13 protein-coding genes are annotated in these 13,800 nt (G+C 38.1%); 2 read left to right on the top strand and 11 right to left on the bottom strand.

Features of this window, described 5'->3' with window-relative positions:
* Positions 1-148 precede the first annotated feature (148 nt).
* The gene (gene pgi / locus ASU03_RS03500) at positions 149-1,789 is read right to left on the bottom strand and encodes a glucose-6-phosphate isomerase (protein ID WP_057830491.1); all 1,641 of its coding nucleotides are present in this window, start codon (positions 1,787-1,789) and stop codon (positions 149-151) included.
* Between the two features lie 255 nt (positions 1,790-2,044).
* On the opposite strand from pgi, the gene ASU03_RS03495 reads away from it, so the two are divergent.
* Positions 2,045-3,070, top strand: a complete 1,026-nt coding sequence (locus tag ASU03_RS03495) for a LacI family DNA-binding transcriptional regulator (RefSeq protein WP_057830490.1) — start codon at positions 2,045-2,047, stop codon at positions 3,068-3,070.
* Positions 3,071-3,191: 121 nt separating this feature from the next.
* Here the strand turns inward: ASU03_RS03495 and ASU03_RS21035 are convergent, their stop codons facing one another.
* From ASU03_RS21035 to ASU03_RS03450, 10 genes are all read right to left on the bottom strand, one after another.
* Entirely contained in the window at positions 3,192-3,347 is a 156-nt protein-coding gene (locus ASU03_RS21035; RefSeq protein ID WP_197411187.1) for a hypothetical protein, read from the bottom strand.
* Between the two features lie 167 nt (positions 3,348-3,514).
* Positions 3,515-3,865 carry a ribonuclease E inhibitor RraB gene (gene rraB, locus ASU03_RS03490; protein ID WP_057830489.1) on the bottom strand — a complete coding sequence of 117 codons (351 nt, stop codon included), beginning with the start codon at positions 3,863-3,865 and terminating at the stop codon, positions 3,515-3,517.
* Positions 3,866-3,915: 50 nt separating this feature from the next.
* Positions 3,916-4,644: a 1-acylglycerol-3-phosphate O-acyltransferase gene (locus ASU03_RS03485; RefSeq protein ID WP_057830488.1), complete on the bottom strand. Its 729-nt coding sequence runs from the start codon at positions 4,642-4,644 to the stop codon at positions 3,916-3,918.
* Between the two features lie 180 nt (positions 4,645-4,824).
* On the bottom strand, positions 4,825-5,595 hold the full coding sequence (locus tag ASU03_RS03480) for a response regulator transcription factor (RefSeq protein ID WP_057830487.1): 771 nt from the start codon (positions 5,593-5,595) through the stop codon (positions 4,825-4,827).
* Between the two features lie 133 nt (positions 5,596-5,728).
* Complete coding sequence (locus ASU03_RS03475; RefSeq protein WP_057830486.1) at positions 5,729-6,805, bottom strand: ABC transporter ATP-binding protein; 1,077 nt, start codon at positions 6,803-6,805, stop codon at positions 5,729-5,731.
* Complete coding sequence (locus ASU03_RS03470) at positions 6,802-8,430, bottom strand: ABC transporter permease (protein WP_082627126.1); 1,629 nt, start codon at positions 8,428-8,430, stop codon at positions 6,802-6,804. Before ASU03_RS03470 ends, ASU03_RS03475 begins: the two co-directional genes overlap by 4 nt.
* Positions 8,427-9,437, bottom strand: coding sequence for an extracellular solute-binding protein (locus tag ASU03_RS03465; protein ID WP_057830484.1), 1,011 nt, complete (start codon positions 9,435-9,437; stop codon positions 8,427-8,429). The genes ASU03_RS03470 and ASU03_RS03465 overlap by 4 nt, the downstream gene beginning before the upstream one ends.
* A 116-nt stretch (positions 9,438-9,553) precedes the next feature.
* Positions 9,554-10,423, bottom strand: coding sequence for a sulfite exporter TauE/SafE family protein (locus ASU03_RS03460; protein WP_057830483.1), 870 nt, complete (start codon positions 10,421-10,423; stop codon positions 9,554-9,556).
* A gap of 36 nt (positions 10,424-10,459) precedes the next feature.
* A complete protein-coding gene (locus ASU03_RS03455; RefSeq protein ID WP_231731476.1) occupies positions 10,460-11,005 on the bottom strand; it encodes a YcxB family protein in 546 nt (181 codons plus the stop codon).
* Between the two features lie 132 nt (positions 11,006-11,137).
* Positions 11,138-12,595: an HDOD domain-containing protein gene (locus ASU03_RS03450; protein WP_057830482.1), complete on the bottom strand. Its 1,458-nt coding sequence runs from the start codon at positions 12,593-12,595 to the stop codon at positions 11,138-11,140.
* 279 nt (positions 12,596-12,874) lie between these two features.
* Between ASU03_RS03450 and nagB the strand changes: the two genes are divergently transcribed.
* Positions 12,875-13,681, top strand: coding sequence for a glucosamine-6-phosphate deaminase (gene nagB, locus ASU03_RS03445; protein WP_057830481.1), 807 nt, complete (start codon positions 12,875-12,877; stop codon positions 13,679-13,681).
* The last annotated feature ends 119 nt before the right edge of the window (positions 13,682-13,800 follow it).

The raw sequence follows: 13,800 nt of genomic DNA, 5'->3' as shown, positions 1-13,800 counted from the left end.
TAGAGGATAAGGCAAACAGATATTTTACTGACTTAATTGATTTTTGGATAAAAAAAAGCTAATGCCACCTTAGGTAGACATTAGCTTTTAATCGTTTTCTTTGCTTTTTTTTAGTAACGCTTTAAAAATTTATTTTTACTTGCGGGTGCTACTTTGCTGACTGATAAAACTTCAGTAAGCTTGCCGTTGAACAATCATGTTGCTCAGAGATATTATTAGTTTCTAATTCGTCATGAATTTCTGCCGCTAGCCCCTTACCAAGCTCGACCCCCCATTGATCAAATGAACATATTTGCAAGATGATACCTTGTACAAAAATCTTGTGCTCATAAGCGGCAATTAAGCTACCAAGGTTTCTAGGGTTGATACATTTTAATAAAATGGTGTTGGTCGGTCTATTACCCTTATGGACTTTATGTGGTGCTACTTTATCGATATAATCTTGAGTACGACCTTTAGCTTTAAGATCAGCACGGACTTGCTCTTCATTAACACCCGTCATTAACGCTTGGGTTTGGGCAAAGAAGTTTGACATCAGGGTTTCATGATGTCCTTTTACCGGCGTTACACTTTTTACCGAGCCAATAAAATCAGCTGGCACGACATTATTACTTTGATGCAGATACTGATAAAAAGCATGCTGGCCATTAATGCCAAGCTCTCCCCAAATAGAAGGCACAGTGGCATAATCGACTTCATCACCATCCCAAGTCACCGACTTACCATTACTTTCCATTTCTGCTTGTTGTAAATAAGCGGTCAGCATATGCAATGTTTGATCGTAGGGTAAAATAGCTTGTGACTGCGAACCAAGGAAAGTGGTATTCCAAACGCTGATCAAGGCTAAAATAGCCGGAAAATTATCTTTTAATGGCGCGTTGATAAAATGCTGATCCATATCATAAGCACCGCTAAGTAACTCTTTAAATTTATCAAAGCCTAAATCAAGGGCGATGGCAAGACCAATAGCCGACCATAATGAGAAGCGACCACCAACCCAGTCCCACATATCAAAGATATTTTTCTCTTCGATACCAAAACTCATGGCATTTTCTTTATTAGCGGTTACGGCGACAAAATGTTTAGCAACCGAGTTTTCGTCAAAAGAAGCGCTGGTTAACCAATTAATAGCAGTACGAGCATTGGTCATAGTTTCTGTGGTGGTAAAGGTTTTACTTGAAACAATAAAAAGTACTTTTTCAGGCTCTAAGGGCCGTAGTACTTCAACAATTTGCGCACCATCGACATTAGAAACATAGTGAACATTAACACTGCCATCACTATAGTGTTTTAATGCTTCGGTAACCATTTGAGGGCCAAGATTGGAACCACCAACACCTATATTTACAATATCGGTAATACGCTTACCAGAGTAACCTAACCATCGACCTTGACGGACCTTATTAACAAAAACCTCCATCTCGCCGAGCTGTTTTTGCACCTGTTCGGTGACATTTTCACCTTCAACAATAAGAGGTTTATCATGTGGACGGCGTAACGCGGTATGAAGTACCGCGCGATCTTCCGTTTGATTGATTTTCTCACCAGCAAACATCTTAGCGCGCCAATCACAAACTTGTGTCTCTTCGGCTAAAGCAAGTAATGCAGTAATGGTTTCACTATCAATAAGGTTTTTAGAGTAGTCGAGCAGCATGTTGGGTAATTCAATAGAGAACTTATTAAAACGTTCACTGTCTTGTGCAAACAAGGTATTCATGTGCTGAGATTTTTTATCTTTGGCAAGTTGCTGAAGCTTTTTCCAGCTAGCTAATGCTTGACGAGATGACATACAAGTTCCTATAAGATGATTGAGACACGATTATCGACTTTGCCACAAGTATCAACTGAGTGTTTACTCGATTTAATCATTATGACTTGCAAAAATTTCATGATACCCTATAAAAAAATGACAGCGCTGTCAATTATTAATACTCTACAGAATACTGTAAAAGCAGGTAGATTACCACCGAACAGCCATGTAATAATAACAAATCCTCTGGTAGAACCAGTCAATTTATCATAATAAGAGCAAGGTTACCTGCAAATGAAAGCGACAATAAATGACGTAGCAAAACGTGCCGGCGTATCAATAAAAACGGTTTCTCGTGTTATTAATAATGAAACTTCTGTACGTCAATTAACGCGAGATAAAGTACAGTTGGCTGTTGATGAACTTAGCTACCAACCAAATTTATCTGCTCGTAATTTAGCGGGAGCAAAATCCTACTCAATTGCCTATATATATGATAATCCCAATGCCTATTACATTATTGATATGCAGAAGGGCATCTTATCGGCCTGTAAACAACATGGTTTTGAGTTATTAATTCACCCTTGTGATGCCAAAGATAAAGATGTTAGCAAAGAGGTGGTGAACATGGTTAAGCAAGCACGTATTGCTGGCTTAATTTTAACACCACCGTTATCTGAAATGCCTGACTTTGTAAAATCGCTAGTAGAGCTTGATGTTAAAGTTGTGCGCATCCTCTCTGGTAATGTTGCCCCTGATGAGCTTAGCCCTTGTGTTATGGTCAATGATAGAGATGCTGCACAAACGATGACCCAACACCTTATTGATTTAGGCCACAAAGATATTGCCTTTCTAGCCGGTGACGCGGAACATATGTCGACCATAGAACGCTATAAAGGTTATCGACGAGCACTAAAAGCCAGTAATATTGAATTTAACAAGTCCCTTGTTATTGAAGGGGATTACTCGTTTGATTCCGGTGTAAATGGTGCAAAAAATTTAATGTCTGAGCAAACGACTAATACCCGCCCTACTGCCATATTTTCGTGTAACGATGAAATCGCCGCAGGGGCATTATTTGCCGCAAGATTAATGAATATCTCTATTCCAGAACAATTATCTATTGTGGGTTTTGAAAACAGTCCCTTTTCACGCCAAACTTGGCCTAAATTGACTACCGCAGATCAGCCAAATAATCAAATTGCCGAAGATGCGGCAAAGTTACTTATTAGTCAAATTCGTAAGCAAAAAAACCCGATCACTATAAGTCAATATGTACCAAAAATTATCGTCAGAGATTCTACCGCTCGCTGTTTCTAGTTTAACGCAGGAAAATACACCAAATAAAAAACACAGTTTTGACTGGTTTTAATCGATGGAAGTGATCACATAGTTAGTGACATCGATTTTACGCTTTTGAAAAGTGTTAGCAGAGGGTGCTTTATTTGATGTTAAATGAATCATCTATCTTTTTCATTTTAGCTAAATGATTTAAGTGTGCTTTTCTTGCGGAAAAAATAAAGATACCGACAACAACAGTGATTGAGAGAACTAATACCAGAGGTTCTTGTGACAGAGATTTACTAAGCCATTCCATGGTTTACTTTCCTTAGTGTCTTTATGTACTGATAAGTTAGCGAGCAACTGGCTCTATATTAGCGCCAGTGATATTACTGAGAAATTATTATACTAGCGAGTAATCTATCCACCCTATGATATTTAGCATATATGTTCAAGTTAATGAGTACATTAAAAAGATAAAAGTTATTCTTCAAAATATGTGCCCCAACCATCGTAGTCTACTTTACATTTTTTTGCCAACTCAAACATAACTTTAGTTTCTGTTTTAATTAAATCAACATCCAGCATCTGCTCAGTAACTATATCAAAAGCAAAGACCTTATCACCATTTTCTAATTCGGCTTCTTCCGGGTCTTCAATTTCCAAGCCGAGCTTAAATGCCGCAATGGCTGCCTTTTCTAGCAAATCAAAATCGCTACTGGCAAAATGGTGCTCGATGGTGTGGTAAACCTCGTCGTTAGTACCATCTGTAAGTAGTTCACCAACAAGTACTTCGGTATGCTTAAGCCAGTGCTGTAATTCTTCATCTATCATTTTAATACCTATTTTATATTAACTCGTTAAACTACCGGTAAATACCCGCGTTATTTATTATGATAAGCCGCGGCTTCAACAGATAATTGTTCTATTTTATTTTTCATTAATTCATGGACCTGATGCACCGTTTTTCGTAAATTTTCACGACCAGTATTTTCAATATACAGCGGTTCAAGGAATTCAATAATAATTTTACCATTATCCCAACGGTTTAACTGAATAGTGCCATGTTGGTTACTGGCACAAACAGGTACAATAGGTACACCAGCCCGCATGGCCGTACGAAAAGCGCCCGTTTTAAGCGGTAATAAGCCTCGACCACGACTACGGGTTCCCTCAGGAAACATCCATATCGAAAGTTTATCATTTTTTATTTTATCTGCTGTTAACTCTATGGTATTCATAGCTTTATTTGTATTATTACGGTCAATTAAAATATTACCGGTTAACCAATACATTTGTCCGAAAAAAGGAATCCACTTGAGACTTTTTTTACCAACACTGACGGTACCAGGTAACACCGCATTGGCATGAGTAAAAAGATCATAACTATTTTGATGGTTTGCTAGCCAAACCACAGGGCCAATATTTTTAACTGATTCAGGGATTCTAACTTCCACTTCAACACCCATTAGTTTAGGGATTTTCCCTAAAAAACGTGCCGTATGATAGACATTATCACGATGAAATGGGCGAATTAAACAGTAAAAAATAGAGATGATGCAAATAAACATCAAGGCTAAAATTATTAAAATAAAACGGATTACAGCTAGCAAAGAAAGCTCCCATATTGGTAGCTAGGAAAAGACTATGGGCGAGTATACAGAAAAATCAAAAAATAGGGTAAAGCTATTAGCTATTTAAGCTAAAAATGGTTCTTGAGCTAATAAAAGTCTAATAATAAGGGCGGTAACACCTCTACTATTGAACGCCATTTAGCCGCTAAAAAAATACAACTAAGAGGATATATTATTAAACATATAGCCTTGCCCCCAAACCGTTTCGATTTGATTCTTCTTCATACCAGCCAAAGTCAATTTTTCACGCAATTGCGACATCCTAACATCAAGCGTACGCTCAACCCCGTTGTATACCCGCCTAAGCAAGGTGTTATAGAGCTGATCTCGCGATAAAATTTTACCTTGATGTTCAAGTAGGACTTTCAATAAATTGAATTCAAAGGTAGTTAATTTAACTACGGCACCCTTGATAAAGCATTTTTGAGATTTGGGCTGTAAACAAACATCCCCCAAAGTTAAACTCGCTAAGGCAACCTGGTTTGTTTTAGTATTTTTCCGACGAAATAAAGCCGCTATACGCACCATCAAAACACGACTATTCATCGGTTTAATTAAGTAGTCATCTGCCCCTAGCGTAAAAGCATCAATTTGTTCTTGTTCACTATTTTTGTTTGAAACCACCACTAACAAACCGTCAAATAGCACACGAATATCACCAATTACCAGCAGTTGTATACTATCGGAAAAACCTATATCTAAGACAATCATATTGGGTCGACTATCAACTAAGTGGCTTTTCAACTCTTTGCTAAGCACCTCACCAGTACTAACATTTATCGTTTGATAGCCAAGGTTAGTACCCTGAATTGCGAAAGCTTTGCTTAGGTAGTGCTCATTTTCAATCAACAATAATTGTTGTGAACTTTGCTTATTCTGGTTAGTTTCAAGTGGTTTTGTATTTTCAACAAGCTCTATACTTGATGGCATGACAGACTCCTTAAAATTAAACGACTTTGATTTGATAGCTAAAGTATAAAATCAAAGTTAATAAGAGACTGTAATAGCTTGTAAAGGAACTGTAACAACTTGCAGGACTTGTAAGTTACTAAGATATTGAAGATTAATTACTTTTGTTAAAAAATAAAAATTTATGAGGTTTAACACTTACCGATACTTGTTGCTTTAATGACAGCACGCTATCACTGTATAAACTTAATTTGCTAAAAGACAAGGCCTTGTCAGTCACTGCACTTTCAAGGCTACTTAGGTAATAATGGTAACCTTGTTCGGTAACACTGATGTAGTCAACTTGTGCATTGGCAATATGATCCTCTGCGACTACCGTATTGAGTAATAGCTGAGCTGGTTTTACCAGTAAATAAGCCAGTTTATGCGGCTCAAGGCTATTATTATCGAGAGCAAGTCGCCCCAGTAAACTCTGTGCTCCCTTAGCATCAAGGTGACACGGTAACCAACTGCCAAGCTGAAGAAAATCAGCCACTTGATAGCTGTTAGGATACTGGCAAATGACGCTTGGTGTATCAAATTGTAGTAGTTTACCTTGCGCCATTACCGCCATTTTATCGGCAAAAGTAAAAACTTCATCTTTATTATGGGTAACAAAGATGGCAGTCATGTCAAATTGCTTTAATAGCTGTCTGATTTCCACCATCAATTCATTTCTAAGGCGCGCATCAATATTTGAAAAAGGCTCATCAAGCAAGAGTAATTTAGGTTTTGGCGCTAACGCACGGGCAATGGCGACACGTTGTTGTTGACCACCAGAAAGTTGATGAATATAACTGTCACTATATTCTTTTAGCTTTAAAATAGTGAGTAACTGATCAATTTGTTGTTTTTGCTCTGCTTTGCTCAGTTTACTAATGCCAAAGGCGATATTCTCGTATACCGTTAAGTGTGGGAAAAGGGCATAATCTTGGAAAATCATGCCTACTTGACGATCTTCCGCTGGTACGCAACAGCTATCATCACTGAGTAAAAGTTCATCAATAACTATTTTGCCATGACTTGGCTTACTAAAACCAGCGATGGCATTGAGCAAGGTAGTTTTTCCGCAACCACTTGCGCCAACAAGTCCTAAAATATCCCCTTTATTTAAGCTAAGATCTAGCTCAGATAAAACAACATTGTCTTGTAATGTTATCGAAAGTTGTTGGATAGTTAACAACGCAGTCATACTTTTTCCTTGCTCTTATTTAATAGCACTATCGGTAATAAACCAAACAACACGATCATGATTGCCCCTAAGGCACCTTGCTCTAGCATTTCATCCGAAATAAGCTGATAAATTTGACTACTTAAGGTTTCAAAATTAAAAGGCCGCAATAATAATACCGCGGGTAGTTCTTTCATCGCCTCAACAAAAACTAATAACCATGCCACCAGTATGGCGGGAGTTAAAATAGGTAAGTGTACCCTAGTTAAGCTACCCGTTAAATTAACCCCTAATGATGCTGGAGCATAATCGAGTGATTGTGGAATTTGTTTAATAGCACTGACAATAGTGCCATTGGCTATGGCAGAAAAACGTACTACCAGCGCAAATATAATGGCAAATATTGAACCGGATAAAATTAAGCCTGGCGGGGAAAAACCCAAGAGCACTGCTAGATCATTTAGCCAATGATCTAATGGCCCTAGGGTCGACAACATCGCCATGGCAAGTACGGTACCCGGTACGGCATAGCCAAACCCCGATATATGCTGAGGTATATGACGAAACTTGTCACTATGTAAACGCTGATATAAACCTAATGATAAAGCAATAAGTACCGCAACTGTCGCGGCAATGACTGATATTTTCAATGAATTAATACCGGTAGATATTAACACCGATAATTGCGCAACATCACTGTATTGCACCGCCATAACGATCAATAAACTAATAGGTAGTAAAAAGCCAAAAATAACCAGTGCCCAGCAAAAAATACTGCCGATAACTTGCTGGCTAAAAGATAATTGTATTAACTCTCTGCTTAAATTAGGTCGAGCGCTTTGATGGCGTAACCCTGCTCTACTGCGTTGTTCGGCTAATACCACAAACAGCACTAATAGCATCAAGACACTTGCTAGAGCATTGGCCGCACCAAGATCGCCATAACCAAGCCAAGTATCGTATATCGCTGTCGTTAAGGTATTAACGGCAAAGTATTGCACCGTAGCAAAATCAGCTAAGGTTTCCATCAACACTAGGCTAGCGGCAACCGCAATAGCAGGTCTAGCTAAGGGTAAAGCAACTTTAAAGAAACTCTGCTTTGCCGTTAAGCCCAATAATCGACTGGCGCGAATTAAGTTTTGATCTTGCTGCTCAAAAGCGCCTCGAGTCAGCATATAAATATAAGGGAATAGTACCAAGGCTAGCATTAACGCAGCGCCAGGTAAGGTACGTATATCAAAAAACCAATAGTCATTGGGCGATTGCCAACCAAACCAAGAGCGCAGGCTACGCTGTACCGGACCAGCGTAATCGAATAAATCGGTATAAAGATAAGCAACTAAATAGGCTGGCATAGCTAAAGGTAGCAGTAATAACCAGCGTAACTGCTTTTTAAAAACTATATTGGTTTGGGTAATGAGTGCGGCACTGAATACACCAAAGATTAACGCCAACATCACCACCCCAAAGGCGAGTAATAAAGTATTTTCAAGATACGTTGGCAGTACCGTTTGCCATAAATGGGCAAATAATTGCGTTGATGCACTAATACCGCCGACTAGCATAACCAGCACTGGTACCATAAGTACCAGGGCAATTACATAGCTAGAAAACTTCCATGTTTTACTATTATTCAGTGCTATCACAAATCAAACTGTGCTTGATCTAATAACTTTAATGCCACTTTACGATTTTTTGCTATCTCTTCTAGCGGTAAGCTATCAGCTTTATAGCTGCCCCATGAGGCAACAAGTTCAGAAACAGCCACATCTGCTCGAACTGGGTATTCCATATTCGTTTCTGCATATAGCTGTTGCGCAGGTTTAGACACTAAAAACTCCATTAAGGCTTGGGCATTTTTTGCATTCGGTGCATATTTAGCCATAGCAATGCCGGAAATATTTATATGAGCACCACGATTTTTTTGATTAGGGAAGTTAATATAGACCCCTTCAGCCCATGCTTTTTGTTTGTCATCTTTTAGCATTTTGCCAAAGTAGTAACTATTACCTAAGGATATATCACAAAGGTTTTGATGAATAGCTTGCACTTGACCACGGTCACTGCCCTGTGGTTTACGCGCTAAGTTATTTTTAAACTTTTTTAACCAATCTAAAGTATAAGCTTCGCCATGTTCACTGATCATCGAAGCAACTAAAGCGACAGTGTAAGGGTGTTTACCACTACGAGTACAAATACGACCTTTATATTTTTCGTCCGCTAAGTCTTCATAATTTATGTCAATTTTACCTAAACGTTTCGATGAATATATATTACGAACACGAATAGTTAAGGCAAACCACGTATTATCTTCTGCTTGATATTGCTTGGGGATAGCACTAGTTAATATCGAAGAATTAACCGCTTGCACTAAGCCTTTATCACGTAATTCAATCAAACGACTAATATCTGTGGTAAGTAAGATATCTGCTGGACTATATTTACCTTCACGCGCTAAACGTTCAGCCATGCCTTTTTTGGCAAAGACCACATTAACTTTGATACCGGTTTTTTCAGTAAACTTATCGAACAAAGGTTCAACAAGAAAAGGCTGGCGGTATGAATAAACATTAACTTCTTCGCTAGCATTAGCGATAAAACCTGTCATAGAAAACAGTACAAAAAATAAGGTTATCAACATCTTTTTAAACATATAAATAGTCTCGGTAAAATAGTATCCGCGAATTGTACAAGGACAGCAAAGGCTGTCAAGGCATTTGAGAATTATTCTCATTAAGATTTATAACAGATCATTATTTCTTTACTTACTTAACTTAACCCCACGGCAGCACTTATCAATAACCAAGTAGCAAAAAACAATTTCAACTTAATTGCCGATAAATGTGTCACTAACGTTTTAGCAAAAATACCACCTAATACGGCACCAGGGCCAGCAAATAAAACTACTTGCCAATAAACATCGTTATGAACTTGGGCAATTGCCGTCCAAACACTAATGGCGGAAACGATAACCGCTGCGGCTACCGCCATACTGATATCAAAGTGGCGTAATAGCAGATAAATAACTAATAACTCACCCACACCAACACTTAACCAGGCCGTTACGGCGCCGCCAAATAAACCAATGAGCACAAGAGCAATATAATCTAGATAATATAACTGACTACGCTCACGGTGCGGTTGCAGTAAATAGATAGTTAAGATAATGAAAAAGCCGAGTACTAATGAAAACCAACTAAAGCTGGTATGCAAAGATGCTGGAGAGCTTACTTGCCAATAAAACACCACATTTAAGCCAATAATTGCGGCAATGGTGGTGACAAAAATGATACGTTTAAAGCCCTGCCATAAACGTAAGTCAGTTTTTTCTGTTTTATAATGATGCCACCAAGTGACAGCACCTGCGGTCATGCCAAAACATTGAATGGCAAAGCTGGTCGCTATTGCTTGCTGTTCAGAAAAGTTAAGTTTAGCAAACATGGGAATAAAAACCACACCACCGCCAGCTCCGGTTGAGTTAGCAAAAATAGCCCCTAAGGTACCTAAAAAGGTAAATAAGACATAGTCCAGCAGCTCGTTCATGGCATGGCTAGAGCTTAACAGTAAGCTGGCCCATAAGACGATAAAGAGGCCAATAAACTTGGGGTTTGATAAGCGCATAAATGCTGGTTTGGCCATAACTACCCCGAGTTAACTTAACTTAGCTGACTTAACTTAAGCAACAACTGGGTTTTTCTGGCTGATAAAGGTAATAGCCTCATCGGATAAGCAACTTTTAGAAATATAACTCTTACTGGCAATATTTTTGCCCATTGCCGTTTTACCCAAACTAAAAAAAACAACAAAACCTAGCTCAGTTTCAGTGACGATAGTAACATCGGTCCATAAAATGCGATTATTTATATGAAATGACTCGGTCAGTATGCCTTGCTCATCAATAGTAAGCTTCACTTCACTGCCCGAGGCCTTACTAAACATCTGCCTCATCACCCACCAAGGTTTATGATAATAAACACCCAAGGTTTCTATAATACCTAAGACAATGACAAACCAAGCAGCATAAGGGTTAACCGGGGTAAATAACAAAATAATCAAACCAAAAACAGTTAGAATATTCGCTTTAAAATAGGTTTTTTTATTATGTGTCAAAGTACTAGATTGGCTATAACATTCAGTATAGTGCGCTTTATCTAGGGTAAAGCTGGTAGAAAAGGAGCTTGGTTGAATCGTTGCAGGTTGAGTCATTAAATTTACAGACATTAAAGTCGGTTCACAAAGAAAGTTAGCGCTAGTTTATCAGAAGACCTGCTAAAACGAGTAACTAATTGTCTCTATATTTACAAAGAAATAGCGGGCAGTGTCTATGGCATAAAAATACTATTTTATGCTAGTTTAACGGTACTTGATCATGGTTAAACACATATTAAGATGATCAATAAAGCTACATACTTGTTGAAAGTCTTGCGTGGCTATCTTTTGCTTTGGCGTGAGTAATTGCAAACAGATGACCCCTATAGCCTTGCCGCCTATTTTTACGGGTACAAAAGCGATGGCACCATGAGCAATCATGGCACTAATCTGTTGAGTAATTAAATCACGCCAGCGAACTTCTTGATGATCATTAATCAGCGCAGCGGTATCCGTACTGATCACCCTAGCAATAACATTATCACTGTTTTTTAGATCAATATTGATTTTACCGGCTTCACTTTGGCCATTGTTGTTAACCACCAAGCGAGACTTAACACTAGCTCTATCATCAACCAGCAATAAGAAAGAGCTACGATCAAAAGCAAAGGTAAAAGCAATATTCTCTAGCGCTAACTGTAGGTATTCATTAAGATCTTTACTTGTCTTCATCAAGTTAGTTAGCTTGATAAAGCCTGCTAATAAGGCTTTATCTTTACTAGCAGGCTCCGCAGTACTAGCAATATAGCTCTGGGCTTCGAAATCTTTACTAGAAGGTAAGCTTTTAATTAACGGAATTAAAATTTCTGCACCATAAGATGACAGTAACTTATCGGCTTGCTCACGGGTATGATCAACTCTCACCGTTAACTGCCTTACCGAAATATTCATAATATCAGCTATATCGGCCAGTAAGCTTTGATAGTCTGCGCCACTCCCTTCTGGCTTGGCAATAATAGCGCTCAATTTATCGGCAAAATAAATAATTTTCACCTCATCGGTACGATTGGTGGGCTGATCCAAGGCCTTGATTAATAAATCACTCAAGTTCCACGTACTGGCAAGGCCTTTACTTAATTCAGTAAAGCTGGTGCCCATTTCTTGTTGACAATATTGCTTAAAATCTTGGCTTGATTTTGCCTGATAATTGGCTAGTTTTTTGGCAACGTCACCGCCAGCACTCCAAAAAGCGCTTTCGCCAATACGATATAACATCGCAGCTAGGTATACTTCTTCTTGCACTTCATCACTGTAAGTAGGCACCATCATTTTAGCTAACATACCCGCGTAAAATGAATTAGCCATCAGCTGAGTTAATTTTTCATAGACATTAATATCAAGGGTCTTGGTGGCCAGTAAACTAGAAACTAATTTTACCGTTAAACAGATATTTTTAACGGTTTGAATACCTAATACCACAGTAGCCCGAGATACTGTGGTGACTTTATTAATACTGATGTGCTGAATATTATTGGCAACTTTAAGCAAGCATGAAGATAATCCTTGATCATGCAAGATAGCTTCACTTAATTTAGGCAATGACGATTTATCATCGTTGGCAAATTTATCCAGCATCTTCGCGGTAGAAGTAATAGCCGGTAGTTCACTATTAGCGATAAGTTCAATCCATTGTTCTGTTGTTTGTAAACCTCTATAGTTCATAACATTTTCTCAACGATTATCTTTACTATGCATAAACTAACTATGCGATCAATAAGCGGCTATGTCTAAATTTTTAACACAATAAAACAATTATTTATGTTTAGAAAAACACTGATAGCTAGATATATATATATATCTATCAACAGACCCTATTAGTAATTGACAGCGCTGTCATTTTTCAATAGGGTGATAGTCTATTTATCATATTATAAATTTTATCGCTTACACTATAAGCGTACAGTGCACTTTTATTTAATTTCATTTTTCTAAGGAAAAAATATGCAAGTTATTATTTTTGATAATGCACAACAAGTTGCCATAAGTGCAGCAGAATGGGTTGCAGAGCTAATCAATAAAAAATCAAACCCTGTTATAGGTTTGGCAACAGGCAGCACACCTATTAGCCTTTATCAAGAATTGGTTAATAAATATAAAGCGGGTGAGCTAAGTTTTAGCAATACCACCAGTTTCAATTTGGATGAATACTTAGGTATTGATGAAAAAAATGCACAAAGTTACCGTCATTTTATGAATGAGCACTTGTTTAACCATGTTGATATCGATAAAACTAAGACCTTTTTACCTATTTGTAACCAAGGTGAAAACCCAAGAGTACAAGGCTTAGCATACGAAGAGAAAATTGCCCAAGCAGGCGGTATCGATCTACAAATATTAGGCATAGGTGCAAATGGCCATATTGGTTTTAATGAACCAACATCAAGTTTAGCCTCTCGGACACGCATTAAAACACTTACTCAACAAACCCTTGATGATAACAGTCGTTTATTTTCTGCTAATGAATTTCAACCTACGTTAGCCATGACCATGGGTATTGCCACTATTCTCGATGCTAGGTATGTACTTCTTATGGCAATAGGTAAAAACAAAGCCAAGGCAGTAAACGATATGGTAACCGGTGCCTTATCGGCAGTTTGTCCGGCATCGTCTTTACAGCTACATGAAAATGCCATTGTCTTACTTGATAAAGCAGCGGCTAGTGAATTGGCAGATCAAGAGTATTATCTGTGGGCCGATAAACAAAACGGTAAGATAAACCAAGAGTTTGGCCTTTACCATAACTACTAAAGCATAATTTAGTTGCATTTAAGCAAGCATTCCTTGTTAAAACCAAGCTAAATATTAGCTAATATCGGTAAAGAAAAACAAAAAAGGCGCAGGTTAATCGATTGATTAACCTGCGCCTT

The organism is Colwellia sp. TT2012 (genome assembly GCF_001440345.1).
Taxonomy (GTDB): domain Bacteria; phylum Pseudomonadota; class Gammaproteobacteria; order Enterobacterales; family Alteromonadaceae; genus Colwellia.
This window is presented reverse-complemented; position numbering and strand designations above follow the sequence as displayed.

What these genes read in the sequence shown, in the direction of transcription:
- pgi (WP_057830491.1), bottom strand. Translation starts at nt 1,789, where the DNA reads ATGTCATCTCGTCAAGCATTAGCTAGCTGGAAAAAGCTTCAGCAACTT.
- ASU03_RS03495 (WP_057830490.1), top strand. Translation starts at nt 2,045, where the DNA reads ATGAAAGCGACAATAAATGACGTAGCAAAACGTGCCGGCGTATCAATA.
- ASU03_RS21035 (WP_197411187.1), bottom strand. Translation starts at nt 3,347, where the DNA reads ATGGAATGGCTTAGTAAATCTCTGTCACAAGAACCTCTGGTATTAGTT.
- rraB (WP_057830489.1), bottom strand. Translation starts at nt 3,865, where the DNA reads ATGATAGATGAAGAATTACAGCACTGGCTTAAGCATACCGAAGTACTT.
- ASU03_RS03480 (WP_057830487.1), bottom strand. Translation starts at nt 5,595, where the DNA reads ATGCCATCAAGTATAGAGCTTGTTGAAAATACAAAACCACTTGAAACT.
- ASU03_RS03475 (WP_057830486.1), bottom strand. Translation starts at nt 6,805, where the DNA reads ATGACTGCGTTGTTAACTATCCAACAACTTTCGATAACATTACAAGAC.
- ASU03_RS03465 (WP_057830484.1), bottom strand. Translation starts at nt 9,437, where the DNA reads ATGTTTAAAAAGATGTTGATAACCTTATTTTTTGTACTGTTTTCTATG.
- ASU03_RS03460 (WP_057830483.1), bottom strand. Translation starts at nt 10,423, where the DNA reads ATGGCCAAACCAGCATTTATGCGCTTATCAAACCCCAAGTTTATTGGC.
- ASU03_RS03455 (WP_231731476.1), bottom strand. Translation starts at nt 11,005, where the DNA reads ATGTCTGTAAATTTAATGACTCAACCTGCAACGATTCAACCAAGCTCC.
- ASU03_RS03450 (WP_057830482.1), bottom strand. Translation starts at nt 12,595, where the DNA reads ATGAACTATAGAGGTTTACAAACAACAGAACAATGGATTGAACTTATC.
- nagB (WP_057830481.1), top strand. Translation starts at nt 12,875, where the DNA reads ATGCAAGTTATTATTTTTGATAATGCACAACAAGTTGCCATAAGTGCA.